Origin of the sequence: Pseudomonas syringae, assembly GCF_001698815.1 — a bacterium.
Taxonomy (GTDB): domain Bacteria; phylum Pseudomonadota; class Gammaproteobacteria; order Pseudomonadales; family Pseudomonadaceae; genus Aquipseudomonas; species Aquipseudomonas syringae_A.
Genome location: NZ_LGSI01000032.1, coordinates 57,264 through 80,551, shown reverse-complemented (window position 1 = coordinate 80,551; position 23,288 = coordinate 57,264). Strand labels below are relative to the sequence as shown.

The following is a 23,288-nucleotide window of genomic DNA, read 5'->3' as shown; positions in this document are numbered from 1 at the left end:
TGGTCTATCAGAGCGGGACGACCATTTGACTGCGAGTAGTAATGAATTCCCCTTTTATCCAATGGGTCATCCAGTACAAAGACGCCCTGACCGTGATGATCAGCATCGGCACGCTGATTGTCTGGGTGATGTACGCGCAATTGCTTTTGAACAATTACCGCCGCCAGCGCAGGCCGCGCATCATCATCAATCGTGGCGCAGGCAAAGGCATCGGCTCGCTGTGCCTGATCAGCAACATGAGTGCCGAGCCCATCTTCATCAATCAGATCGTGCTGTTGCTCGACACCAATCAGGGCCGACTGTGCTGCGACGTCACCGATATCCGCGAAGAGAGCAAAGGTGAGATTGATCAGGATTTGGTGCTGCACAACGCGACGCGCCAAGGCCCACTGAGGACTGGGGATTTCACTCATATCGGCACGTTTGGCACCTTGATTCAACGCCTGGCCATTCTGCATGCGATCCCCATGACCGGCCATTTGCCGGGCGAAGGCTGGACGTTTTCCGGGCTGGAAGTCCGGGTCATTGCTTTCTATGGCTCGGATAAAGAGGCCATTGGCGCGGCGCGATCCTTCCACCTGGGTCAAGCCGAGGAGGGCGGTTGCCAACTGGTCGCTCACACCCGCGAGAGCCACCAATACAATTCCCACTGGCAGCGCCGGCAAGTGCGCAGGTACTGGATGATGGACGTCGAGGCCTGAAAAAAAGACCCGGTCGGTTTAACCGAGCGGGTCATTGGGTGCGACGGAGTCAATCAGCTGACCAGCGTAGCGTCCAGGGTGATTTTGGCGTTCAGGACTTTGGAAACCGGGCAGCCTTCTTTGGCCTGCTTGGTCAGCTCGTCGAACTGTTCCTGAGTCGCGCCCGGCACTTTGGCCTTCAGAGTCAGGTGTACCGCAGTGATGGCGAAACCACCGTCGACCTGGTCGAGGGTCACGTCAGCGGTGGTGTCGATGCTTTCTGCAGTCAAGTTTGCGCCGCCGAGGATCATCGACAGTGCCATGGAGAAACAGCCCGCGTGGGCTGCGCCGATCAATTCTTCTGGGTTGGTGCCTTTGCCGCCTTCGAAACGGGCTTTGAAGCCATATGGGGCTTCGCGCAGAACGCCGGTTTCAGTCGAGATGCTGCCGATACCGGATTTCAGATCACCTTCCCAATGGGCGGATGCTTTCTTGACGATGCTCATGATGTCTCCTCATGGATGCGTGCGAGGTTTCGCACATGGACGAAGGTTCTGAGGATAGCTGGCTTTATAAAGTTCAACGTAGAGGAGAAACCTAGTTAATTAGTAGGATATTTCCTGATTGGGCATTGAATCTGGAGCATATGCCCTCATTTTCATTCACAGCTGTGGGCTTTTGGTCATCTGCGTCTTCATGGGCCAGGCCTGCAAAACCACTGATGAGGAGATGTAGCGGCCTATGAAACGTCTTGCCGATGTAAAAATCTCAACCCTCGATCTGGTGCCTGTGCGCCACGACAAAGGTCCGGCAGAATCCCTGCGCAACTCGCTGGATCTGGCGCAACACGTCGAAAAACTCGGTTACAACCGCTTCTGGGTGGCCGAGCACCACAACATGGACGGTATCGCCAGTTCTGCCACGGCCGTGCTGCTGGGCTATCTGGCGGGCGGCACTTCGACGATTCGCGTCGGCGCGGGCGGCATCATGTTGCCCAATCACGCGCCGCTGGTCATCGCCGAACAATTCGGCACACTGGCGAGCCTGTATCCGGGCCGCATCGACCTGGGCCTGGGCCGTGCACCCGGCTCCGATCAAATGACCGCGCGCGCCCTGCGCCGCGAGCGCTCCGGTAGCGCCGATGACTTCCCGGATGACGTCACTGAGCTTGCGGCTTTCCTCGGCCCGCGCACCCCGGATCAGCGCGTGATCGCGGTGCCAGGTTCGGGCACCAACGTGCCAATCTGGTTGCTGGGTTCGAGTTTGTTCAGTGCGCAACTGGCAGGCCAACGCGGTTTGCCATATGCCTTCGCCTCGCACTTTGCGCCGCGCTACATGCACGAGGCGATCCGCGTCTATCGCAATCACTTCCAGCCTTCGGCGGTGCTCGACAAGCCGTACGTGATGCTCGGGATTCCCTTGGCCGCCGCGGATACCGATGAGCACGCCGAATACCTCGCGACCTCGGTGTACCAGCGCATTCTGGCGCTGATGCGCGGCCAATCGCTGATGCAGCGTCCGCCGGTCAAGAGCATGGAAGGCCTGTGGTTGCCTCATGAACGCGAAGCGGTGGGTGACTTCCTCGGCCTGGCGATGGTCGGTGGCCCGGAGAAAATCCGCGCCAAGCTGGATGTGCTGCTGGAACAGACCGATGCGGATGAGCTGATCTTCACCTGCGACATGTACGATCACGCCGATCGGTTGCGCTCGTATGAAATCCTCGCCGAAACCGCGCGCGGGTAAGTCGTAGGACCGGCTTCAGCCGGGAGAGCGCTCTCCCGGCTGAAGCCGGTCCTACAAAATGTCGCTCAGCGCGCCAAAAAAAACCGACTTCAACGAGTCGGTTTTTTATATTCCGCAATCTGATCAGCCGCGCTGATACACAATTTCCTTGGTGCCGCCATCACAGCTGCCGACAACTTTCTTGTCGGTCACGCTGCCTTTTTCGACGACTTCAAGCGTGTAGGACGTAGCGCCGTTTGCCTTGATCTTTGCGTCGATTTCCGCTTTCACGTCATCGCATGGCTTACCGGCAGCCATTGTGGTGCCAGCAATGCTCAACAGACCTACCGCCAACAGTAACTTCTTCATTGGTCTCACTCCTTCGTCAGCCAAAACAGGTCGCCTCAGCACAATGCACTTGGAAGGACCTGAATACATTAGCCACGCCAACGATTTCGCGACAGCGGGCGGAGTTTATGGCATTGCGCCAGCGTAAAAGTTCAGGCCGGATCAGCTATTGACGATGCGAAAACCGACTTTGATGGTGACCTGATAATGGGCGACCTTGCCGCCTTCGATGTGACCACGGGTTTCCAGAACTTCAAACCACTCCAGGTGCTGAAGGCTTTTGCTTGCCTCGGCCAGAGCGTTGTTGATCGCGTCTTCGATAGTCGTGGTCGACGAGCCAACCAGCTCGATCTTCTTGTACGTGTGGTGATCAGTCATGGCAGTTCTCCTAAAGGGTCATTACGAGCGTAGCAGTGATCACGCTCCATACCTCTGTGGGGAATTTCTGCGGAAAAGTTCAGCGATTTCCGAAAACAGCACCGCACTTTCTGAAAGCGCTGTAGTCGGAAACAACACACGCCACTCACCTTGCAGGAGAAACATCATGGCTAGTAATTCACTTAGTAAAGCCTCGTTGAAAAGCATGGAAGCGGAAATCGAAAGTCTGCTCAAGTCCCTGGAAAGCCTGAAATCGGACGCTTCGGACGAGTCGCGCAGAACGCTGAAAAGCCTGAAAGCCAACGCAGAAAGTGCCCTGAGCCATTCGCGCAGCCTGCTCAGCGACGTGTACGAAGACGTCAAGGTCAAGACTCGCGAAACCAGCGTTGCTACCCGTGACTACGCTCAAGAACACCCATGGACTACCGCTGGTGTAGCCGTTGGTGCAGTTGGCCTGCTGGCCGCTTACCTGCTGTGCAAACGCGGTAATTGATTGGTCGCTATTGCGGGTTCCCCGAACGCCTCAGCTCATTTTTTAGCCACTTCGCTAGCGATTGAGCGCGCCCATCAACGGCACGTTTGGGAACCCACAACGCCAGTTGCGCCGGGGTTTCACTGAAACCCCACGGTGCCACCAGGCGTCCCGCCTTAAGGTCATCTGCAACCAAAGGTTCAGGTGCAATCGCAACGCCCAGGCCCGCAACGGCCGCTTCCAGCAAATAATACAAATGCTCAAACCCTTGCCCATAGCGCAGCGTCTGTGGATCGATGCCGTTTTGCTGCGCCCAGCTGGGCCACGCTTGCGGGCGTGAAGTAGTTTGCAGCAGGGTTTCGTCGAGCAACACCTTGGCCGGCGCGTCCTGCAGGCGCTCAAAGTGCGCGAAACGCGGGCTCAATACCGGACCGATACGCTCGCTGGCCAGCTCGAAGACCTGCATGTCCGCTGGCCATGGCGGTTCGGCAAAAATCAGCAGCGCGTCGAGTCCAGGACGACGCGGATCAAGATCGCCTTCCCCGGCCGACAAGTGCAGGCGCAGGTCCGGCAGCTCGGCGTTCAGTCGTCCAAGCCGTGGGATGAACCAGCGCGCCAGCAAACTTCCCGAACAACCCAGCACGAACGGCGCATCTGCGCCGCCCTGGGTTAATTCAGCGCAGATACTGCGCAGGCGGTCGAAAGCATCGCTGCTGGCGTCACGCAACCGAATTCCGGCATCTGTGAGTTTCAGGCCACGTCCGTCCTTGATAAACAGCACCACGCCCAAGTGTTCTTCGAGGACTTTCAGCTGACGACTGACAGCGCCGTGTGTGACGTGCAGCTGTTCAGCCGCCTGACTGACGCTGTTCAGGCGGGCTGTCGCTTCAAAGGCGCGCAAGGCGTTAAGGGGAGGAAGGTCGCGGCTCATGGTATCTGTGAGTTTTCCTGACAGGTTGTGTCGATCTTATCGGTTTTCATCCGGGCTGGCGCTGGTTAAAGTGTGTTCATTGCCGATTCGGCTCCCTCATTCGTTCAACGACCTGGAGGTCCCATGACCCAGTCCAAATTCAGCGCTGGCCCAGATGCAAACGGCCTGTTCGGCTCCTTCGGTGGCCGCTACGTTGCAGAAACCCTGATGCCGCTGGTTCTCGATCTGAACCGCGAATACGAAGCCGCCAAGTCCGACCCTGAATTTCTTGAGCAGCTGGCCTACTTCCAGCGCGATTACATCGGTCGCCCGAACCCGTTGTATTTCGCTGAACGCCTGACCGAGTTCTGCGGCGGCGCGAAAATCTACTTCAAGCGCGAAGAGCTCAACCACACCGGCGCGCACAAGATCAACAACTGCATCGGCCAGGTGTTGCTGGCCATGCGCATGGGCAAAAAGCGCCTTATCGCGGAAACCGGCGCGGGCATGCACGGCGTGGCCACGGCCACCGTTGCGGCGCGTTTCGGTCTGCCGTGCGTGATCTACATGGGCGCCACCGACATCGAGCGTCAACAGGCCAACGTGTTCCGCATGAAGCTGCTGGGCGCTGAAATCGTGCCGGTGACTTCCGGCACCGGAACCCTGAAAGACGCCATGAACGAAGCGCTGCGTGACTGGGTAACCAACGTCGATGACACCTTCTACCTGATCGGCACCGTTGCCGGTCCGCACCCGTATCCGGCCATGGTCCGCGACTTCCAGTCGATCATCGGCAAAGAAACCAAAGTGCAGATGCAGGAGAAGGAAGGCCGCCTGCCGGACAGCCTTATCGCTTGCGTCGGCGGTGGTTCCAACGCCATGGGCCTGTTCCATCCGTTCCTTGATGACGCCAGTGTGGAGATCATCGGCGTCGAAGCCGGCGGTCATGGCGTGGACACCGACAAGCATGCCGCCAGCCTGAACGGCGGTGTTCCCGGCGTCCTGCACGGCAACCGCACCTATCTGCTGCAAGACACCGACGGCCAGATCACTGACGCGCACTCCATTTCCGCTGGCCTGGATTACCCAGGCATCGGCCCGGAACACGCCTTCCTGCACGAAGTGAAGCGTGTCGAATACGTCAGCATCACCGATGAAGAAGCCCTCGAAGCCTTCCATCACTGCTGCCTGCTCGAAGGCATCATCCCGGCGCTGGAAACCGCCCACGCCCTGGCTGAAGCCATGAAGCGCGCCACCAATTTGCGCGACGATCACCTGATGGTGGTGTGCCTGTCCGGCCGTGGCGACAAAGACATGCAAACCGTCATGAATCACATGGCCGCCGCTGAAAAGAATCAGGAGATCCTGGCATGAGCCGCCTCGAACAACGCTTTGCCCAGCTGAAAACCGAAGGCCGCGCCGCTCTGGTGACCTTCATCACCGCTGGCGATCCTGGCTACGACACTTCGCTGAAAGTCCTCAAGGGCTTGCCAGCGGCAGGCGCTGACGTGATCGAGCTGGGCATGCCCTTCACCGATCCGATGGCCGACGGCGTTGCCATTCAGCTCGCCACGCTGCGCGCGCTGGACGCCGGACAGACACTGCCGAAAACCCTGAAGATGGTTGAAGAGTTCCGGGTCGACGACCAGACCACGCCCATCGTGCTGATGGGTTACTACAACCCGATCCACCGTTTTGGCGTCGAGGCCTTTGTCGCAGCGGCCAAGCAAGCGGGCGTTGATGGCTTGATCATCGTTGACCTGCCGCCTGAGCATGACGCCGAGCTGGCGACTCCGGCTCAGGCATCGGGCATCGACTTCATTCGTCTGACCACGCCGACCACCGACGACGTGCGTCTGCCACGTGTGCTGGAGCGCAGCTCGGGTTTCGTTTACTACGTTTCGGTTGCCGGTGTGACGGGCGCAGGTTCAGCCACCACGCAACACGTCGAAGGCGCCATCGAACGCCTGCATCGCCATACCAGCCTGCCGATTTGCGTCGGCTTCGGCATCCGTACGCCTGAGCAAGCGGCCGCAATCGCACGCCTGGCTGACGGTGTTGTGGTCGGTTCGGCGCTGGTTGATCAGATCGCCAATGCCGCTTCGCCAGAACAGGCGGTAGATGGCGTATTGAGCTTGTGCGCCGCGCTCTCGCAAGGCGTGCGCAACGCTCGAATCAGCTAAAGGTAAAGTTCCTGATACAAAGGAATCAACGGCTTGGTGCAGGTTCCAAGTAGTTAGGCAAAGGGGTTCAAGGCTGATGTCTTGAACCCCTTTTTGCTGACTTGAATTATCCAGGAGCAACACATGAAATTGCCGAACCGTTTGATTGCAGGGCTGGGCATCTTGATGATCAGCGCCAGTCCGCTGTTGCAAGCAGCGCCGCAAGATCAGCGCGGTGACCATGACGACAACCGTCCGGGCCAGCAACAAGGCCAGGGTCCGCAAAGCAATGGCGGGCACGATCAGGGCAACGGCAAAACCAACAACGGCCGCGGCAATGACAACCGTCCGCAGCAGCAGGCGCATCAGGACAACCGTGGTGGCAACCGCCCGCCCGAGAATTTTGATGACGTGCGCCACACGATCCAACAGCACCGCGACGTGATCGGCCGTGGCCAGCCGCTGCCGCCGAATATCCACGTGGTCAAAGGCCATCGCCTGCCGCAAGGCTACGGCAAACGCCTCGACGCGCGTTCGCTGCAACACCTGCCACATTACGAAGGCTACGAATGGCGCCGCACCGGCACCGATATCGTGCTGATCGCCGTGGGCACCGGGATTGTGTATGCGATTCTGGATGGTGTTTTGAACTGATTATCTGAGTTGCCTGAACTGAGCTGACCCCAAAAGTTGGACGGACTTGTAATACGGCTTGTTCCGGCCTCTTCGGGGACAAGTCCCCTCCTACCGGGTTGTATAGGGCTCGGTAGGACCGGACTTGTCCGGGAAGGCGCCATGTCGGTCGACACAGAGGTTGGATCTGCTCGCCTCATCGGGGACAAGTCCCCTCCTACGTTGTCCTTGCGCCATCATTCCATCAGAGCTTGAACATCCCCACATCCAAAGGCCGCACGGCGCCCATCCACATCGCGTGCTCGGTATGGTCCGCCAGGTCATCGCCGGTCAACGGATGAATCAGCACCACCAACCCCTGCCGATTGAGCGACAGCCACAGCATCAGGTCCGCGAACTGCCCGTGATCGAAAGCCAGCTGGCAGCTCCAGTCCACATGCGGGCCGACCAGCCGCTCGTGAATGCGCCCCATCTTCACACCGAACCGCTCAGCCGCTGCCTCGCATAAGGCGCGTGCCTGTTCGATGGTCTGTGCGTCGAAATAGACGTGAGCGTGATAGCCCTGAATCTCTGGCATTTACCTGATCTCCCCTGGAAATTGGCTGAACGCTGCATACCGTTGCGAGTCTGAATCTTTGCGAGAGTTATCCACAGACCTGGATCAATTCCTATGAAGAATGCAGAAACGCCTGTCGTGAAAATCGTCCTGTTCGGCGCGATCAGCAGCCTGGGCAGCGCACTGATGGCTGAAATGCTGCGCCGCCAGCATGAAGTCATCGCCATTCTCGACGACCTGAACGCCCTGGCGCCACGACCGGGATTGCGCACCAAAGTCGGCAGCCTGTTCGATGCCGAGCGCGTCAGTGAAAGCATAGCGGGCAGCTCAGCGGTGATTTGTCTGCTGGATGCCAAGGTCCTGCCGGTCGGCGCAGAACATAACCGGCCTGACCGCGATCTGGATCTTCAGGAGCAGACGTGCGCCACGCAAACCTTGCTCGCCTGCATGCAGCGCATGGACATCAAGCGCTTGATCCTGGTGGGTGATTTTGCCGAGATGGACGACTCATTACCGATGTTCCAATCCCTGAGCGCCAGCGACGTGGCCTGGACACTGGTCAACGCTCCCCAGGGCGTCGCGGGCTTGAGCATCGAGCATTTCAGCCAGATCAGCAGCACCCTCGAACCCGGACTGACCGAACCATTGGAACGCCTGGCGCGGGTAGCGGCGGGGATCGCCGATGAATTGCGGTTGAATCTGCATGTGCGCGAGTTGGTGAATTTTGTGGTGTGACTGGCCCCAAACCCGTTGGAGCGAGGCTTGCCCGCGAAGAGGACAGTACATTCTCCGAAGCTCCAAACCAGAAACGACGCCTTCGCGGGCAAGCCTCGCTCCAACAGATTCAGCGACAAACATAGAATGTCGTATTTGTTCGGCATCACACCGCAATCGAAGGCAACGGCCGTCCCGCCAATCCATCACCACTGCGCGCTTGTTCACTGGCCAGCCAGTCCACGAACTGCTGCACCACTTGCACGCGGCGCTTGCGTTGCGGCAGGACGACGTAATAGCCGAAACCGGAAATCGCCGAGGCTGCGATGGGTCGGCAGAGCAGCGCCTGATCAATAAGCGCGTCGACCAGATGCCGCCAGCCGATGGCCACGCCTTGCCCGGCAATCGCGGCCTGGATCAGCAGCGTGTAGTTGTCAAAGCGCAACTGACCAGGTGCTGGCGCCTGCGGGATGTTAAGGGCGCGGAACACGCCCGCCCAGTCAAACCAGTTGCTGCTGCCTTCGCCGCGCAAGTGCAGCAGCGGAAACTCGCGCAACACGTCGTTGGTCAACGGCGGTTCGCGACCCGCCAGCAATTGTGGGCTGCAGACCGGGAACACTTCCTCGCTGAACAACCAGCGGCTTTCGCCCTGTTTGAAACGCCCGTCGCCGAACAGAATCGCCACGTCGATATCAGCGCGCAACATGCTGTGCGTGCGTTCGCTGGTGACCAGGCTGACGTCCACATCCGGATTGGCCTTATGAAACCGGTGCAGGCGCGGCATCAGCCAATAGGCGGCGAAGGCGAAGTCGGTGGCGACCTGCAATACCTCGTGTTGGCTCTGATGGGTAATCGCGATCAGCCCGCTGTCCATCGACTGCAATCCGGTCTGCACATGGCTGAACAACACTTCGCCCGCTTCGGTCAGTTCGATGCCGCGATAAATGCGGTCGAACAGCCGCGTCGCCAGTTGTTCTTCAAGGCGCTTGATCTGCTGGCTCACAGCGGGCTGAGTCGTGCCCAACTCGATTGCCGCAGCGGTAAAGCTGCGCAAACGTGCGGCCGCTTCGAACGCGCGAAGCAGATCCAACGAGATATCACCAAGGGCTTCAAACATAAGCTGGGCTTATCCTAGGTATTGTTTTGCATGGGCTTTACCATAACTGCCATGGGTCTCATCCTCAAGCGCAGCACTTTCGCATAAATATTCACTATGGGATGCCGCGAAATACATGAAGCGCAAAAACATACTTTTTATCATGGCCGATCAAATGGCCGCGCCGATGTTGCCGTTCTACGCCTCATCTCCTGTCAAAATGCCCAACTTGAGTCGCCTCGCCGCTGAAGGCGTGGTGTTTGATGCTGCTTACTGCAACAGCCCACTGTGCGCGCCATCGCGTTTCACTCTGGTGAGCGGCCAGCTCCCGAGCAAGATTGGCGCCTACGACAACGCTGCGGATTTCCCGGCGGATGTCCCGACTTACGCGCATTACCTGCGCCGCCTTGGCTACAAGACGGCGTTGTCCGGCAAGATGCACTTCTGCGGCCCGGATCAACTGCACGGCTACGAAGAACGTCTGACCAGCGATATTTACCCGGCCGACTACGGCTGGTCGGTGAACTGGGATGCGCCGGACGTGCGCCCGACCTGGTATCACAACATGGCGTCGGTGCTGCAAGCCGGGCCGTGCGTGCGCACCAATCAGCTGGATTTCGACGAAGAAGTGGTCTTCAAAGCCCAACAGTATTTGTTCGATCACGTGCGCAATGATGGCGATCAGCCGTTCTGCCTGACCGTTTCCATGACCCATCCTCACGATCCGTACACCATCCCGAAACCGTTCTGGGATCTGTACAGCGACGAAGAAATCCCGCTGCCGGAATTCCAGCCGGATCAAGCCGATCAGGACCCGCATTCCCAGCGCCTGATGAAAGTCTATGATCTGTGGGACAAGCCACTGCCGGATGACAAGATTCGCGATGCGCGTCGGGCTTATTTCGGTGCGTGCAGCTACATCGACAGCAACGTCGGCAAACTGGTGCAGACCCTTGAAGAATGTGGCCTTGCCGAAGACACCATCATCGTGTTCTCCGGCGACCACGGCGACATGCTCGGCGAGCGGGGCCTCTGGTACAAGATGCACTGGTTCGAGATGTCGGCGCGGGTGCCGATGCTGGTGTATTCGCCAGGTCAGTTCCAACCCGGTCGCGTGACTGCCGCCGTGTCCACCGCCGACCTGTTACCAACCTTCGTGGCCATGGCTGAAGGTGAACTGAACGAAGGCTTGCCGCTGGATGGCCGCTCTCTGCTGCCGCATTTGCTCGGCGAAGGCGGCCATGATGAAGTGTTTGGCGAATACATGGCAGAAGGCACCAACAGCCCGTTGATGATGATCCGGCGCGGTGCGTACAAATTTATTTATTCGGAGCAGGATCCGTGCCTGCTGTTCGATATTCATAACGATCCAAAAGAGCGCGAAGAGCTGAGCCAATCGGCCGCTCACCAGCAACTGTTCAATGATTTCCTGGCCGAAGCACGGGCCAAATGGGATATACCGGCGATACACCACCAGGTGCTCGCCAGCCAACGCCGGCGGCGCTTTGTCGCTGAGTCGCTGGCACTCGGCAAGCTGAAGAGTTGGGATCACCAGCCGCTGGTAGACGCCAGTCAGCAGTACATGCGCAACCATATCGATCTAGACGATCTGGAGCGCAAGGCACGTTATCCACAACCTTGACCCTGCCCAAAAAAACGAGAACCTAGGGGAAGTTAATGAAGACGTTATCTACAACACTTGCGATGGGTGTCCTGGCTTTGAGCAGCTGGTCGGCATTTGCGGCTGATGAGAGTTGCAGCACCGTGAAGATGGCTGATCCTGGCTGGAGCGATATTGCTGCCACCAACGCCATCGCCGGTATTTTGCTCGAAGGCATGGGCTACAAGGCCAAGGTCGATACGCTGGCGGTGCCGATTGCCTACGGCGGCCTGAAAGACGGCAAGATTGATGTCTTCCTCGGTAACTGGATGCCTGCGCAGCAAGGTTTCTACGACAAATTCGTCGCCACCGGTGACGTGACGCAGTTGTCGAAAAACCTCGACGGCACCGAATTCACCCTGGCCGTGCCGGACTATGTCTGGGATGCCGGTGTGCATAACTTTGCCGATCTGAACAAATTCGCCGACAAGTTTGGCAAGAAGATCTACGGCATCGGCTCCGGCGCGCCGGCCAACCTGTCGTTGCAGGAAATCATCAAGAAAAACGAATTCGACCTGGGTGGCTGGAAGCTGGTCGAATCCAGTGAGCAGGCAATGCTCGCCGAAGTGAATCGCAACGTGAAGAAGCAAGCGTTCGTGACCTTCCTCGGCTGGACACCGCACCCGATGAACGTGCAGATCAAGGGCATGCATTACCTCAAGGGTGGCGAGAAATACTTCGGCGACACCGGCACGGTTCACACCCTGACCCGCAAGGGCTACGCTGCTGCCTGCCCGAACGTGGGCAAACTGCTGACCAACCTGACGTTCACTCAGGACATGGAAAACAGCATCATGGCTGACGTGACCAACAACAAGGTCAGTAATGCCGCTGCTGCAAAAGCCTGGATCAAAGCCAACCCGGCGGTGCTCGACAAGTGGCTGGATGGCGTGAAAACGATCGATGACAAAGATGCGCTGTCGGCGGTGAAGGCGACGTTGTAAAAGCCGCTGACTTTGGCTTTTGTGGGAGCGAGCTTGCTCGCGAAGCCCGTCAATCCGACGCATCTTTTGCGTCTGATAAATTGACTTCGCGAGCAAGCTCGCTCCCACAATTCTCGCTCCCACAATTGCGCTGGCTTCGCTGACACCGCACCCTTACACCCTCCGCAATTCTTCCAAGAGAGTTTCATGGGTCGGCTCAATCGCCACACATTCCTGCCTTTTCTCGCCTGGCTCCCCCGGCAGACCCGCGCCAGCGTGGGCCGCGATGCCGTGGTGGGGCTCAGCGGAGCGGTTTTGGCCTTGCCGCAATCCATCGCCTACGCCTTGATCGCCGGGCTGCCGCCTGAATACGGCCTGTACGCCGCTATCGTTCCGGTCTTGATCGCGTGTTTATGGGGTTCGTCCTGGCATTTGATCTGCGGCCCGACCGCTGCGATTTCCATCGTGCTTTACGCCAGCATCAGTCCGTTGGCGGTTCCGGCCAGTCAGGATTACATCGGCCTGATCCTGTTGCTGACGTTCATTGCCGGGGTTTTCCAGCTGTTGCTGGGCATGCTGCGCTTCGGCGCACTGGTCAATTTTGTCTCCCATTCCGTGGTGCTGGGTTTCACCCTCGGCGCGGCGGTGGTCATTGCCTTGGGGCAGATGCCGAACCTGATGGGCATCGATCTGCCCAGCCAGACCACGGCGCTGAAAAGCCTGATGGCCGTGCTGGAGCATCGCGGCGAACTCGATAAGCCATCGCTGATTCTTGGACTGCTGACCCTGTTCCTCGGCGTCGGCTTGAAGATTCTGGTGCCACGCTGGCCGACGCTGCTGATCACGCTGGTATCGGCCAGCCTGTTGGTCTGGCTGTGGCCGGCGATGTTCGGCCATGTGAAAACGGTCAGCGCGTTCGTTGGCCATTTGCCGCCTTTCAGCCCGCTGCCGCTCGACCTGGAGCTGATCCTCAAATTGCTGCCGACTGCGGTGGCCGTGGGCATGCTCGGGCTGGTCAACAGCCTGTCGATTGCCCGCTCGCTGTCGGCGCGCTCCCAGCAGTTGCTCGACGCCAATCAGGAAGTCCGCGCGCAAGGCCTGTCGAACATGGTCGGTGCGCTGTTCTCCGGTTATCTGTCGGCCGGGTCTTTCACCCGCGCGGCGCTGAGCTTCGAAGCCGGGGCGAAATCGCCTTTGGCTGGGGTGTTTTCCGCGTTATGGGTCGCGCTGTTCGCGGTTGCGGGCGCCTCGTTGATCTCGCACATTCCGATCCCGAGCATGGCGGCGTCGATCCTGCTGATTTGTTGGGGGCTTATTGATCGGCGCGGTATTCGGGCGTTGTTCCGGGTCAGCCGCGCGGAGTTTCTGGTGATGGCGCTAACCTGCCTGGCGACGCTGTTGCTGGAGTTGCAAACGGCCATTTATGCGGGCGTGCTGGCGTCGCTGTTCTTCTATCTCAAGCGCACCTCGCAACCCCGCGTGCAGCAGTGGCGCGACGGCGACGAAGACATCATGCGCGTCGGCGGCTCGATTTTTTTCGGCGCCAGCCACTACCTGCAAACGCGACTGCAACGCACCGAAGGCAAGCATGTAGTGATCGACGCGCAGCAGATCAACTTCATCGACTATTCAGGCGTCGAGATGCTGCATCAGGAGGCCCGCCGCCTGCGCATTCTTGACCGCACGCTGACCCTGCGCCGCGCGCGGCCGCAAGTCATCGAGGAGCTGCAAAAGCTGGAAGGGGCGGACAAATGCCCCATTCTGTTCGAGCATTAATGTAGGACCGGCTTCAGCCGGGAGGACGTTCTCCCAGTCAAAGCCGGTCCCACGGAATCAAGGGCGTTGCGTGGGCACAGCGTCAGCTCGCCAGTTGACGCCGCAGCTCAGCCAGCACCGGTGCTGAGTCCGGGCGCACGCCGCGCCACAGCAGGAAAGCTTCGGCGGCCTGTTCGACCAGCATCCCCAAACCATCCACTGACTGCGCCGCGCCATGCTCGGTCGCCCAACGGCGGAACGCGGTGGGTTCCTTGCTGTACATCATGTCGTAGCAGAACGTATGGCCAGCCTGAATCAGGCTCGGCGAAATCGGCGGCAACTCACCGGCGAGGCTCGCGGACGTGGCGTTGATGATCACGTCCACCGACTCTTCCAGCCAATCGAAACCACTGGCGAACACCGGGCCCAGATCCGCGAACTGTTGCGCCAGTTGCTCGGCTTTCTCGACCGTGCGGTTGGCGATCACCAGTACCGCCGGGCGTTCGGCCAGCAACGGCTCCAACGCGCCGCGCACCGCGCCGCCAGCGCCCAGTAGTAACACGCGCTTGCCACGCAGGCTGATGCCGCAATTGACGGTCAAATCACGAACCAGCCCCGCGCCATCGGTGTTGTCGCCGAGCAAGGTGCCGTCAGCCAGCTTGCTCAAGGTGTTGACCGCGCCGGCACGCTGGGCGCGCTCGGTCAAGCTGTCAGCCATGCGGAACGCCTGCTCCTTGAACGGCACGGTGACGTTGGCGCCGCGTCCTTCATTGAAGAACGCCTGGGCGAATGCGGTGAAGTCATCCAGCGGCGCCAGCGCAGTTCGGTAATCCAGCGTCTGGCCGGTTTGTTCGGCGAACAGGCCATGAATCAGCGGAGATTTGCTGTGGCCAATCGGGTTGCCGAAGACGACGTAGTGGTCCATTTGGTATTCCTGAGCACATAACTTTTTGTTTAACCACTGAACCCGTTGGAGCGAGCGGGCGGCGTTCCGACTGGCCCGCGAATCGACCGTAGGAGCGACTTTAGTCGCGAAGGCGCCAATTGCCCTCCCGGCTAAAGCCGGTCCTACAGCAAACCTCCCACAGAGTTGAATCAACCCAACGCCAACCAATCCCGATCCTGCAGGAAATACTCGGTCAGGCGCGCTTCTTCGCTGCCGGGCGCGGCTTTCCAGTCGTAGCCCCAGCGCACTTGCGGCGGCAGCGACATGAGGATCGATTCGGTACGCCCGCCCGATTGCAGGCCGAATAGCGTGCCACGGTCGTAAACCAGGTTGAATTCCACATAACGGCCCCGGCGGAATTCCTGGAATTCGCGCTGCTGCACGGTATACGCGGCGGCCTTGCGACGGCGCACGATGGGCAGGTACGCCTCGATAAAGGCATCACCGATGGCACGAATGAAAGCGAAGCTGGTGTCGAAATCCCACTGATTCAGGTCATCGAAGAACAAGCCGCCAATACCGCGCGGTTCATTGCGATGCTTGATGTGGAAGTAGGTGTCGCACCAGGCTTTGTAGCGCGGATACACATCGGCCCCGAACGGCGCGCAGGCCTGTTCGGCAACGCGGTGCCAATGCACGCAATCCGCTTCGACGCCGTAATAAGGCGTCAGGTCAAAACCGCCGCCGAACCACCAGACAGGTTCTTCGCCATCTTTTTCAGCGATGAAAAAGCGTACGTTGGCGTGGGAAGTCGGCACGTGCGGATTGTGCGGATGAATCACCAACGACACGCCCAACGCCTCGAAGCCACGCCCGGCAAGCTCGGGCCGGTGCGCGCTGGCCGACGGCGGCAGGCCGCTGCCGAACACATGGGAGAAATTCACGCCGCCCTTCTCGATCACAGCGCCGTTCTCGATCACTCGGGTTCGACCGCCGCCGCCCGCCGGCCGCGTCCAGGCGTCTTCGACAAAATGCGCGCCGCCGTCTTCGTGCTGCAAAGCGGCGCAGATTCGATCCTGCAAGTCGAGCAGGTAGGCTTTGACGGCGTCGGTGCGAGTAGATGACATGTCGATCCCTTTAAAAGCTGCAAACGACCGAGCCCCCGTTCTGGAAGGGCCACAGCGAAATTGGGGCGTAGCATACCACCGGCCCGCCGCGCGCCGCAGTTGACGAAGACCAAGTGAAGGAGTCCGATAGGCGCTTTCACATTCTTGTTTCGATTCATTACGGAGAGAGCAAATGGCAAAGCGTATCCAGTTCAGCACTATCGGCGGCCCGGAAGTTCTCGAGTATGTGGACTTCGAACCTGCCGAGCCAGGCCCGCAACAGGTACGTGTGCGCAACCAGGCCATCGGCCTGAATTTCATCGACACCTATTACCGCAGCGGTCTGTATCCAGCGCCGTCGATGCCATCGGGCATGGGCAATGAAGGGGCGGGCATCGTCGATGCGGTAGGCAGCGAAGTCACCCGCTTCAAGGTCGGCGACCGCGTGGCTTACGGCACCGGCCCGCTGGGCAGCTACAGCGATCTGCACACATTGCCCCAGGATCATCTCGTGCATTTGCCGGAAGCGATCAGCTTCGAGCAAGCCGCCGCCGTGATGCTCAAGGGCCTGACCGTGCAGTATCTGCTGCGCCAGACCTATGACGTGAAATCGGGCGACACCATTTTGTTCCACGCTGCCGCCGGTGGCGTCGGTTCGCTGGCCTGCCAGTGGGCGAAGTCATTGGGCGCGAAAGTGATTGGCACCGTCAGCTCGGCTGAAAAGGCCGCACACGCCAAAGCCCTGGGCGCCTGGGAAACCATCGATTACAGCCATGAAGATGTCGCCAAACGTGTGCTGGAGCTGACTGACGGCAAGAAATGCCCGGTCGTCTACGACGGCGTGGGTCAGGACACTTGGCTGACCTCGCTCGATTGCGTGGCACCGCGCGGCCTATTGGTCAGTTTCGGCAATGCGTCCGGGCCAGTAGCTGGCGTCAATCTGGGAATCCTCGCGCAGAAAGGCTCGCTGTACGTGACGCGTCCGACCCTGGGCACTTACGCCAATAACGCCGAAAACCTGCAGCGCATGGCTGACGAGCTGTTCGAGATGGTCGCCAGCGGCAAACTGAAGGTCGACAACATCCAGCAATACGCCCTCAAGGATGCCGCCAAGGCGCAGATCGAATTGTCCGGCCGACGCACGACGGGTTCGACAATTCTGGTGCCTTGATTTACCAAAGAACCGGAACGCATTTTCCGTAGGACCGGCTTTAGCCGGGAGAAAGCCAGCGCACTCTGGAGATTTTTGTCGCCGGGAATCACGCCCTCCCGGCTAAAGCCGGTCCTACGGTCGCCTCCACAACTGCTACCCCGCCCGGACTACCTGCCCCGTGGCGATATCGCGTATCACGCTGGGGTTGCGGCGGCCGCCCAGGTTGCCGCCGAGCACGCCATCGATCTGCCCCCGGAAATACTGCTCGACGCGAATCCGCGTGCGGGCAGCCGGGCGGCCGGCAGGGTTGGCCGACGTCGAGATCAGCGGGCCGACCAAGGCGCACAGTTCACGCACCGTCGGGTGATCGCTGACGCGCAAGGCCACGGTTTCATGAACCCCGGTGATCCACTCGGGCAACAGGTTTTGATGAGGCACTAGCCAGGTGTTCGGCCCCGGCCAGGTGCTGGCCATGCGGTCGAGCCACAATTCGGGGAAGTCCTCGAACAGGAAATCGAACTGGCGGATATTGTCCGCAACCATGATCAGGCCCTTGTCCACAGGACGTGACTTGATCGCCAGCAAGCGATACACCGCCTCTTCGTCCCATGGATCACATCCCAAACCCCATACCGCTTCGGTTGGGTAGGCAATTACCGCACCGGCGCGAATCTCGCGAGCGGCTTGTTGCACACGCCAACTGCTGACCATTGGTTACATCTCCGATAAACACTGCGAGCAGTTTAACCTTAGCGCGCGCGGCCGAACCATCGTCCCGCTTCACGGGCGATATGGCCGTCCAGCTCAAGCTCGGTCAACGCCGCCAGGACTTTGGGCAACGGCCAGCCGCTGGACACCGCCAGCGCTTCACTGGTCTGCGGCGCAGCGTAAAGCAGCGCGAGCAACGGATGGTTCGGCGCAGCTTCAGGCGCAGGCGTGGTGCAGGAAGGCGTTGGTACCTGCCAGCCACGCAAGGCTTCAAGAATGTGCTCGACCGTTTCCACCAGCACTGCGCCGTCACGAATCAGCTGATGACAGCCACGCGCGCCAGGATGGTGAATTGAACCAGGAATGGCGTACACCTCGCGCCCTTGCTCAGCCGCCAGCCGCGCAGTAATCAACGAACCGCTGGCGACGCTGGCCTCGACCACCAGCACGCCGAGGGACAAACCGCTGATGATCCGGTTGCGGCGCGGGAAGTTACTGGCGACCGGCCCGGCGTCCAGCGGGAACTCGGAAACCACCGCGCTGCCTTCGGCGGCCATCCTCGCTGCCAACTGACGATTACGCTGTGGATAAAGTTTTTCGAGGCCGGTGCCAAGCACGCCGATTGTCGCGCCGCCGACATCCAGCGCACCTTGATGCGCGGCGGCGTCGATGCCCAGCGCGAGACCGCTGGTAATCACAAATCCGGCGCCGGCCAGGCTGCGTGCGAACGCTGCGGCGGTGTCCAGTCCAGGGCGTGATGCGCGACGGCTGCCGACCATGCCCAGCTGCGGACGTTCGAGAATATGGGTGTCGCCTGCGACGAACAGCAGTGGCGGCGGATCGGGGATTTCTGCGAGCAATGCGGGGTAGTTCGGATCATCCCACATCAATAGATGCTGGCCCGGACGCTCTAGCCAGGCCAAAGCGGCGCTGGCTCCATCGCGAACATTTGGCTCGCGCCGCGACTCGGCGCAGGCCGCGGGCAGGCCCAATGCGCGCCATGCACTGGCTGGCGCTGACAGCGCGGACGAGCCGCAACCAAACGCGTCAATGAGCTTGCGAAAGCGCTTGGGCCCGACCTCCGGCAAGCGATGCAGGCGCAGCCGCGCTTCAAGTTCGGCAGGCGAAGGGGCAGCTTTTTCGAACAGCGGCATAAGATCTTCCTTGATCTGTAGCCCACCTCAAGCGATGGGCAAACCTGTGGATAACTCTGTTAACAACTATTTGATAACTGAAGGTTGGAAACGAGAATCTGTATCAATTCTGCAAACATACGGCTATGGATTGCGGACCTTGTCCATAATCGCCAAAGATCGGTTGGCGTGCAAAACCAGACCGTAGCTGAGTTTGTCGTAGGTGCGGAAAATCATCAGCAACCCGGAACGCTCATCAGGAACTTTGACTTGTTCACCGGTGATACGATCCCGAACCATCTCGCCGGTTTTGAAGATTGCCAGGACGTTGCCTTCTTCCAGGCCGTCGCGTTTGCCCTTGTCCAGTGTGACCACGTCGAACACGCCGATCTGCGTCACGCCACGAGGCACGTCGAGGATCAAGCCGTCGATATTGGTCTTGGGCGCACTCGGCAAAAAGCTGGAGTTGATCGCGCGCTCTTCGCTGATGAACAAACGGTCGCCCAAGCGGACTTCCTGATTTGAACGGCGCAGCATCAGGGTCGAGATGTCACCTTCTGTCGCAATTATTTCGCCGCCGCCGATGTCATCGGCGTTGATGCCGAGCACTTCCTGAGTCACCGGATCGGTGTACGTCTTGCCCTGACGGAAGATGCCATACACCGGATGCGCAGGGTCGAACGTGCCTCGCGCGTAGATTCGATCGCCCACGCCGCTGAGCACGCGCTCGGCGTTGCCGGCGACAATGTAAGGTGCTTCATTGAACTGCGCGGGATCGTCGACGATGCGGTTGCTAAGCAGGAATGCATTGATCGCGCCCAGCGGAATGCTCGGGATGGCCTCGACCATTGGCGTGCTGCGTATGCTCGGCGAGAGCTTGATCGTGCCACGGGATTCGCCCCGGTTGAGCACGATGCGCGGCTGGCCGTCGATGTAGACCAGCGCCAGCGAGTCGCCGGGATAGATCAAATCGGGGTCGTGAATCTGCGGGTTGGCTCTCCAGATCTCCCGCCATTTCCACGGCTCGCTGAGAAATTTGCCGGAAATGTCCCAAAGCGTGTCACCAGCGACAACCGTGTAACGCTCCGGGTGGCCTTCCCTGAGTTGCACTTGCGCCTGCACAAGACCGGTCGAGGCCAATAGCAGCAGGGCGAGTAGTGATTTCCTCATGCAGTGAATCCCTTTATCATGTTGCTTTGCGTGAACATAGAGCCCCATCAGGCTCGGTTTCAAAAACTGGTTGCTCCGCTTCGACGTCTAAAGCCCGGCAGCCGATTTTGACTTTACCCTACAAGTGCAGCTCTTACGTATATGGCTATTTTAAACATCCTCGAATTTCCCGATTCGCGCCTTCGCACCATCGCCAAACCTGTGGCTGAGGTGGACGACGGCATTCGCCAGTTGGTCGACGACATGTTTGAAACCATGTACGAAGCGCCAGGCATCGGTCTTGCTGCAACGCAAGTCAATGTGCATAAGCGCGTCGTGGTCATGGACCTCAGCGAAGACCGCAGCGAGCCACGGGTTTTCATCAACCCGGAAATCGAAACCCTGACCGACGAAGTCGACCAGTATCAGGAAGGCTGTCTTTCGGTGCCAGGCTTCTATGAGAATGTCGACCGCCCGCAGAAAATCCGTATCAAGGCCCTGGATCGTGACGGCAAGCCGTACGAGGAAGTCGCCGAAGGTCTGCTGGCGGTGTGCATCCAGCATGAGTGCGATCACCTGAACGGCAAACTGTTCGTCGATTACCTGTCCAACCTCAAGCGCGACCGGATCAAGAAGAAGCTGGAAAAACTGCACAAGCAGAACGCTTGAAGTTGCTGGCGATGGCGTCGTAGGACCGGCTTTAGCCGGGAGGGCATTCTCGCGGCTAAAGCCGCTCCTACGGCCGAATCGCGCTCCGCAGAGCGACCCCGGTCCCGCATTCAAACCCCTTTCCCTACGAGAAGCCCATGACTGAGCCACTGCGCATCGTCTTCGCCGGCACCCCCGAATTTGCCGCCGAACACCTCAAGGCCTTGCTCGACAGCCCTTACCAGATCATCGCCGTCTACACCCAGCCTGATCGCCCGGCAGGTCGTGGACAAAAGCTGATGCCCAGCCCGGTCAAGCAGCTCGCCTTGCAACATGACATCCCCGTGCTGCAACCGCCGACCCTGCGCGACGCAGCGGCGCAGGCCGAACTCGCGGCACTCAAGCCTGATCTGCTGGTGGTGGTCGCTTATGGCCTGATCCTGCCGCAAGTGGTGCTGGATATTCCGCGTCTGGGCTGCATCAACAGTCATGCCTCGCTGCTGCCGCGCTGGCGCGGGGCGGCGCCGATCCAGCGTGCCGTTGAAGCCGGCGATGCGGAAAGCGGCGTGACTGTGATGCGCATGGAACTGGGTTTGGACACCGGCCCGATGCTGCTCAAGGCCGTGACTCCGATCACTGGCGAAGACACGGGCGGCACGCTGCACGATCGCCTTGCCGAACTCGGCCCCTCGGCGGTTCTGCAAGCCATTGCGGGTTTGGCCAACGGTTCGCTGGTCGGCGAAGTGCAGGACGACAGCCTCGCCACTTACGCCCACAAACTGAACAAAGACGAAGCACGCATCGACTGGAATCGTCCGGCCATTGAGCTTGAACGGTTGGTGCGCGCCTTTAATCCATGGCCAATCTGCCACAGCACACTCAATGGCGAAGCCTTGAAAGTGCTGGCCGCAAGCATTGCCGAAGGGCAGGGCGCGCCGGGCGAAATTCTCGCCGCCAGCAAGGACGGCCTGGTTGTCGGCTGTGGCGAAGGCGCCTTGCGTCTGACCCGCCTGCAACTGCCCGGGGGCAAGCCGCTGAATTTCACTGATCTGTTCAACAGCCGCCGCGAGAAGTTCGCCGTCGGCACCGTGCTGGGCCAACCGGTAGCGGGCCAATGAACCCGCGTCTGGCCGCCGCCAAGGCATTGGCCGCTGTACTCAGCGGCAAAGCGTCGCTGAACAGTTCGCTGCCGACCCAGATGGATAAAGTCGAGGTTCGTGATCGTGGCCTGACCCAGGATCTGGCCTTCGGCACCGCCCGCTGGCAGCCTCGACTGTCGGCGCTGGCCGCCAAATTGTTACAAAAGCCGTTCAAGGCCGCCGATGCCGACGTCGAAGCACTGCTGCTGGTGGGCTTGTATCAGCTGCTCTACACGCGAATCCCGGCCCACGCCGCCATCGGTGAAACCGTCGGTTGCGCAGAAAAACTGAAAAAGCCGTGGGCCAAAGCCCTGCTCAACGCCGTGCTGCGCCGCGCCCAGCGGGAAAGCGAAGCGTTGCTGGCCGAACTGGAACACGATCCGGTGGTGCGCACTTCGCACCCGCGCTGGCTGCAAAAGGCGTTGAAAGCAGCGTGGCCGGAGCAGTGGGAAGCGATCTGCGCCGCCAACAACGCGCATCCGCCGATGATCCTGCGGGTCAATCGTCGGCATAACAGTCGTGACCAATATTTGCAGTTGTTAGGCGCCGCTGACATTGAAGCCAGCGCCTGCACGTTCAGTCAGGACGGCATTTTGCTGACTGAACCGTGCGATGTACGTAACCTGCCGGGCTTTGCCGAAGGCTGGATCAGCGTGCAGGACGAAGCCGCGCAACTGGCCGCCGATCTGCTCGAACTGGCGCCCGGCCAGCGTGTGCTCGATGCCTGCTGCGCACCTGGCGGCAAGACCTGCCATTTGCTGGAAGTCCAACCGGCGCTGGCCGGTGTGGTCGCCGTGGACCTGGAAGCCAAACGTCTGGTGCGCGTTCGGGAAAACCTCGCACGTCTGGGCCTGAGCGCCGAGCTGATCGCTGCCGATGCCCGGGAAACCGCGCAATGGTGGGACGACAAGCCATTTGATCGCATCCTGCTCGACGCACCGTGCTCGGCTACTGGCGTGATTCGTCGCCATCCGGACATCAAGCTGACACGTCAGGCCGATGACATTCCGGCCCTTGCGACGCTGCAAGGCGAGCTGCTCGACACGCTGTGGCCGACGTTGCAGGTTGGCGGGGTACTTTTATATGCCACGTGTTCGACGCTGCCGATGGAAAATACCGAAGTTATCGCCGCTTTCCTCGCCCGAACTTCCGGCGCGCGGGAACTGGACATCGCCGGGCAACTCGGCCAACAGCCTCCCGGCCTGAAACAGCCCCACGGCCGCCAGCTATTGGCGCAGGAAGGCGGGCATGACGGGTTTTATTACGCCAAATTGATCAAGATTGCGGCGTGATGCTGCGCTAACAGGCTACGCATCATTTCCGTAGGAGCGGCTTTAGCCGCGAAGAGGCCGGCACA

Annotated in this window: 25 protein-coding genes; 14 read left to right on the top strand and 11 right to left on the bottom strand. The window is 60.0% G+C overall.

The window, feature by feature from the left end; all coding sequences use genetic code 11:
* Positions 1-41: 41 nt before the first annotated feature.
* Entirely contained in the window at positions 42-701 is a 660-nt protein-coding gene (locus AFK24_RS08335) for a hypothetical protein (RefSeq protein WP_170826304.1), read from the top strand.
* 53 nt (positions 702-754) lie between these two features.
* On the opposite strand, the gene AFK24_RS08330 is transcribed toward AFK24_RS08335, so the two are convergent.
* Positions 755-1,186, bottom strand: coding sequence for an OsmC family protein (locus tag AFK24_RS08330; RefSeq protein WP_065832801.1), 432 nt, complete (start codon positions 1,184-1,186; stop codon positions 755-757).
* 235 nt (positions 1,187-1,421) lie between these two features.
* Here AFK24_RS08330 and AFK24_RS08325 point away from each other — a divergent pair, with 235 nt between their 5' ends.
* Positions 1,422-2,423, top strand: coding sequence for an LLM class flavin-dependent oxidoreductase (locus AFK24_RS08325; RefSeq protein ID WP_065832800.1), 1,002 nt, complete (start codon positions 1,422-1,424; stop codon positions 2,421-2,423).
* A gap of 123 nt (positions 2,424-2,546) precedes the next feature.
* Here the strand turns inward: AFK24_RS08325 and AFK24_RS08320 are convergent, their stop codons facing one another.
* Positions 2,547-2,771 carry a DUF1161 domain-containing protein gene (locus AFK24_RS08320; RefSeq protein ID WP_065832799.1) on the bottom strand — a complete coding sequence of 75 codons (225 nt, stop codon included), beginning with the start codon at positions 2,769-2,771 and terminating at the stop codon, positions 2,547-2,549.
* Between the two features lie 141 nt (positions 2,772-2,912).
* Positions 2,913-3,128: a dodecin gene (locus AFK24_RS08315; protein ID WP_065832798.1), complete on the bottom strand. Its 216-nt coding sequence runs from the start codon at positions 3,126-3,128 to the stop codon at positions 2,913-2,915.
* A gap of 166 nt (positions 3,129-3,294) precedes the next feature.
* On the opposite strand from AFK24_RS08315, the gene AFK24_RS08310 reads away from it, so the two are divergent.
* A complete protein-coding gene (locus AFK24_RS08310; RefSeq protein WP_020291998.1) occupies positions 3,295-3,621 on the top strand; it encodes a DUF883 family protein in 327 nt (108 codons plus the stop codon).
* Positions 3,622-3,628: 7 nt separating this feature from the next.
* Here the strand turns inward: AFK24_RS08310 and AFK24_RS08305 are convergent, their stop codons facing one another.
* On the bottom strand, positions 3,629-4,531 hold the full coding sequence (locus AFK24_RS08305; RefSeq protein WP_065832797.1) for a LysR family transcriptional regulator: 903 nt from the start codon (positions 4,529-4,531) through the stop codon (positions 3,629-3,631).
* A gap of 123 nt (positions 4,532-4,654) precedes the next feature.
* Here AFK24_RS08305 and trpB point away from each other — a divergent pair, with 123 nt between their 5' ends.
* The 3 genes from trpB (at position 4,655) to AFK24_RS08290 (ending at position 7,326) form a co-directional block, all read left to right on the top strand.
* The gene (gene trpB / locus AFK24_RS08300; RefSeq protein ID WP_065832796.1) at positions 4,655-5,884 is read left to right on the top strand and encodes a tryptophan synthase subunit beta; all 1,230 of its coding nucleotides are present in this window, start codon (positions 4,655-4,657) and stop codon (positions 5,882-5,884) included.
* Complete coding sequence (gene trpA, locus AFK24_RS08295; protein ID WP_065832795.1) at positions 5,881-6,693, top strand: tryptophan synthase subunit alpha; 813 nt, start codon at positions 5,881-5,883, stop codon at positions 6,691-6,693. The genes trpB and trpA overlap by 4 nt, the downstream gene beginning before the upstream one ends.
* 123 nt (positions 6,694-6,816) lie before the next feature.
* The gene (locus tag AFK24_RS08290; protein ID WP_065832794.1) at positions 6,817-7,326 is read left to right on the top strand and encodes an anti-virulence regulator CigR family protein; all 510 of its coding nucleotides are present in this window, start codon (positions 6,817-6,819) and stop codon (positions 7,324-7,326) included.
* Positions 7,327-7,549: 223 nt separating this feature from the next.
* Here the strand turns inward: AFK24_RS08290 and AFK24_RS08285 are convergent, their stop codons facing one another.
* Positions 7,550-7,882 (bottom strand): DOPA 4,5-dioxygenase family protein, encoded by a 333-nt coding sequence (locus tag AFK24_RS08285; protein WP_065832793.1) that lies wholly within the window; start codon positions 7,880-7,882, stop codon positions 7,550-7,552.
* A 93-nt stretch (positions 7,883-7,975) separates the two neighbouring features.
* Here AFK24_RS08285 and AFK24_RS08280 point away from each other — a divergent pair, with 93 nt between their 5' ends.
* The gene (locus AFK24_RS08280) at positions 7,976-8,596 is read left to right on the top strand and encodes an NAD(P)-dependent oxidoreductase (RefSeq protein ID WP_065832792.1); all 621 of its coding nucleotides are present in this window, start codon (positions 7,976-7,978) and stop codon (positions 8,594-8,596) included.
* 145 nt (positions 8,597-8,741) lie between these two features.
* Here AFK24_RS08280 and AFK24_RS08275 read toward each other — a convergent pair whose 3' ends face one another.
* Positions 8,742-9,692: a choline sulfate utilization transcriptional regulator gene (locus AFK24_RS08275; RefSeq protein ID WP_065832791.1), complete on the bottom strand. Its 951-nt coding sequence runs from the start codon at positions 9,690-9,692 to the stop codon at positions 8,742-8,744.
* A gap of 115 nt (positions 9,693-9,807) precedes the next feature.
* On the opposite strand from AFK24_RS08275, the gene betC reads away from it, so the two are divergent.
* From betC to AFK24_RS08260, 3 genes are all read left to right on the top strand, one after another.
* Positions 9,808-11,313 (top strand): choline-sulfatase, encoded by a 1,506-nt coding sequence (gene betC / locus AFK24_RS08270; RefSeq protein ID WP_065832790.1) that lies wholly within the window; start codon positions 9,808-9,810, stop codon positions 11,311-11,313.
* Between the two features lie 35 nt (positions 11,314-11,348).
* The gene (gene choX, locus AFK24_RS08265) at positions 11,349-12,275 is read left to right on the top strand and encodes a choline ABC transporter substrate-binding protein (RefSeq protein ID WP_065832789.1); all 927 of its coding nucleotides are present in this window, start codon (positions 11,349-11,351) and stop codon (positions 12,273-12,275) included.
* A gap of 186 nt (positions 12,276-12,461) precedes the next feature.
* Positions 12,462-14,030 carry a SulP family inorganic anion transporter gene (locus AFK24_RS08260; protein ID WP_065832788.1) on the top strand — a complete coding sequence of 523 codons (1,569 nt, stop codon included), beginning with the start codon at positions 12,462-12,464 and terminating at the stop codon, positions 14,028-14,030.
* Positions 14,031-14,112: 82 nt separating this feature from the next.
* Here AFK24_RS08260 and aroE read toward each other — a convergent pair whose 3' ends face one another.
* Both aroE and hemF read right to left on the bottom strand, forming a co-directional pair.
* On the bottom strand, positions 14,113-14,934 hold the full coding sequence (aroE, locus tag AFK24_RS08255; protein ID WP_065832787.1) for a shikimate dehydrogenase: 822 nt from the start codon (positions 14,932-14,934) through the stop codon (positions 14,113-14,115).
* 170 nt (positions 14,935-15,104) lie between these two features.
* Positions 15,105-16,022, bottom strand: a complete 918-nt coding sequence (gene hemF, locus AFK24_RS08250) for an oxygen-dependent coproporphyrinogen oxidase (protein ID WP_065832786.1) — start codon at positions 16,020-16,022, stop codon at positions 15,105-15,107.
* A gap of 172 nt (positions 16,023-16,194) precedes the next feature.
* On the opposite strand from hemF, the gene AFK24_RS08245 reads away from it, so the two are divergent.
* Positions 16,195-17,172: a quinone oxidoreductase family protein gene (locus AFK24_RS08245; protein ID WP_065832785.1), complete on the top strand. Its 978-nt coding sequence runs from the start codon at positions 16,195-16,197 to the stop codon at positions 17,170-17,172.
* Between the two features lie 135 nt (positions 17,173-17,307).
* Here AFK24_RS08245 and AFK24_RS08240 read toward each other — a convergent pair whose 3' ends face one another.
* The 3 genes from AFK24_RS08240 to AFK24_RS08230 all read right to left on the bottom strand — a co-directional run bounded on the left by AFK24_RS08240 (position 17,308) and on the right by AFK24_RS08230 (position 20,165).
* The gene (locus tag AFK24_RS08240; protein WP_065832784.1) at positions 17,308-17,865 is read right to left on the bottom strand and encodes an L-threonylcarbamoyladenylate synthase; all 558 of its coding nucleotides are present in this window, start codon (positions 17,863-17,865) and stop codon (positions 17,308-17,310) included.
* A 38-nt stretch (positions 17,866-17,903) separates the two neighbouring features.
* A complete protein-coding gene (gene dprA, locus AFK24_RS08235) occupies positions 17,904-19,016 on the bottom strand; it encodes a DNA-processing protein DprA (protein WP_065832783.1) in 1,113 nt (370 codons plus the stop codon).
* A gap of 123 nt (positions 19,017-19,139) precedes the next feature.
* A complete protein-coding gene (locus AFK24_RS08230) occupies positions 19,140-20,165 on the bottom strand; it encodes a LysM peptidoglycan-binding domain-containing protein (protein WP_065832782.1) in 1,026 nt (341 codons plus the stop codon).
* 141 nt (positions 20,166-20,306) lie between these two features.
* Between AFK24_RS08230 and def the strand changes: the two genes are divergently transcribed.
* The 3 genes from def to rsmB all read left to right on the top strand — a co-directional run bounded on the left by def (position 20,307) and on the right by rsmB (position 23,223).
* Positions 20,307-20,813, top strand: a complete 507-nt coding sequence (def, locus tag AFK24_RS08225) for a peptide deformylase (protein ID WP_065832781.1) — start codon at positions 20,307-20,309, stop codon at positions 20,811-20,813.
* 137 nt (positions 20,814-20,950) lie between these two features.
* Positions 20,951-21,910, top strand: a complete 960-nt coding sequence (gene fmt / locus AFK24_RS08220) for a methionyl-tRNA formyltransferase (protein ID WP_065832780.1) — start codon at positions 20,951-20,953, stop codon at positions 21,908-21,910.
* A complete protein-coding gene (rsmB, locus tag AFK24_RS08215; RefSeq protein WP_065832779.1) occupies positions 21,907-23,223 on the top strand; it encodes a 16S rRNA (cytosine(967)-C(5))-methyltransferase RsmB in 1,317 nt (438 codons plus the stop codon). Before fmt ends, rsmB begins: the two co-directional genes overlap by 4 nt.
* The last annotated feature ends 65 nt before the right edge of the window (positions 23,224-23,288 follow it).

Excerpts from the sequence above, each read along its gene's own strand:
- AFK24_RS08335 (WP_170826304.1), top strand. The coding sequence starts at position 42 with ATGAATTCCCCTTTTATCCAATGGGTCATCCAGTACAAAGACGCCCTG.
- AFK24_RS08330 (WP_065832801.1), bottom strand. The coding sequence starts at position 1,186 with ATGAGCATCGTCAAGAAAGCATCCGCCCATTGGGAAGGTGATCTGAAA.
- AFK24_RS08325 (WP_065832800.1), top strand. The coding sequence starts at position 1,422 with ATGAAACGTCTTGCCGATGTAAAAATCTCAACCCTCGATCTGGTGCCT.
- AFK24_RS08320 (WP_065832799.1), bottom strand. The coding sequence starts at position 2,771 with ATGAAGAAGTTACTGTTGGCGGTAGGTCTGTTGAGCATTGCTGGCACC.
- AFK24_RS08315 (WP_065832798.1), bottom strand. The coding sequence starts at position 3,128 with ATGACTGATCACCACACGTACAAGAAGATCGAGCTGGTTGGCTCGTCG.
- AFK24_RS08310 (WP_020291998.1), top strand. The coding sequence starts at position 3,295 with ATGGCTAGTAATTCACTTAGTAAAGCCTCGTTGAAAAGCATGGAAGCG.
- AFK24_RS08305 (WP_065832797.1), bottom strand. The coding sequence starts at position 4,531 with ATGAGCCGCGACCTTCCTCCCCTTAACGCCTTGCGCGCCTTTGAAGCG.
- trpB (WP_065832796.1), top strand. The coding sequence starts at position 4,655 with ATGACCCAGTCCAAATTCAGCGCTGGCCCAGATGCAAACGGCCTGTTC.
- trpA (WP_065832795.1), top strand. The coding sequence starts at position 5,881 with ATGAGCCGCCTCGAACAACGCTTTGCCCAGCTGAAAACCGAAGGCCGC.
- AFK24_RS08290 (WP_065832794.1), top strand. The coding sequence starts at position 6,817 with ATGAAATTGCCGAACCGTTTGATTGCAGGGCTGGGCATCTTGATGATC.
- AFK24_RS08285 (WP_065832793.1), bottom strand. The coding sequence starts at position 7,882 with ATGCCAGAGATTCAGGGCTATCACGCTCACGTCTATTTCGACGCACAG.
- AFK24_RS08280 (WP_065832792.1), top strand. The coding sequence starts at position 7,976 with ATGAAGAATGCAGAAACGCCTGTCGTGAAAATCGTCCTGTTCGGCGCG.
- AFK24_RS08275 (WP_065832791.1), bottom strand. The coding sequence starts at position 9,692 with ATGTTTGAAGCCCTTGGTGATATCTCGTTGGATCTGCTTCGCGCGTTC.
- betC (WP_065832790.1), top strand. The coding sequence starts at position 9,808 with ATGAAGCGCAAAAACATACTTTTTATCATGGCCGATCAAATGGCCGCG.
- choX (WP_065832789.1), top strand. The coding sequence starts at position 11,349 with ATGAAGACGTTATCTACAACACTTGCGATGGGTGTCCTGGCTTTGAGC.
- AFK24_RS08260 (WP_065832788.1), top strand. The coding sequence starts at position 12,462 with ATGGGTCGGCTCAATCGCCACACATTCCTGCCTTTTCTCGCCTGGCTC.
- aroE (WP_065832787.1), bottom strand. The coding sequence starts at position 14,934 with ATGGACCACTACGTCGTCTTCGGCAACCCGATTGGCCACAGCAAATCT.
- hemF (WP_065832786.1), bottom strand. The coding sequence starts at position 16,022 with ATGTCATCTACTCGCACCGACGCCGTCAAAGCCTACCTGCTCGACTTG.
- AFK24_RS08245 (WP_065832785.1), top strand. The coding sequence starts at position 16,195 with ATGGCAAAGCGTATCCAGTTCAGCACTATCGGCGGCCCGGAAGTTCTC.
- AFK24_RS08240 (WP_065832784.1), bottom strand. The coding sequence starts at position 17,865 with ATGGTCAGCAGTTGGCGTGTGCAACAAGCCGCTCGCGAGATTCGCGCC.
- dprA (WP_065832783.1), bottom strand. The coding sequence starts at position 19,016 with ATGCCGCTGTTCGAAAAAGCTGCCCCTTCGCCTGCCGAACTTGAAGCG.
- AFK24_RS08230 (WP_065832782.1), bottom strand. The coding sequence starts at position 20,165 with ATGAGGAAATCACTACTCGCCCTGCTGCTATTGGCCTCGACCGGTCTT.
- def (WP_065832781.1), top strand. The coding sequence starts at position 20,307 with ATGGCTATTTTAAACATCCTCGAATTTCCCGATTCGCGCCTTCGCACC.
- fmt (WP_065832780.1), top strand. The coding sequence starts at position 20,951 with ATGACTGAGCCACTGCGCATCGTCTTCGCCGGCACCCCCGAATTTGCC.
- rsmB (WP_065832779.1), top strand. The coding sequence starts at position 21,907 with ATGAACCCGCGTCTGGCCGCCGCCAAGGCATTGGCCGCTGTACTCAGC.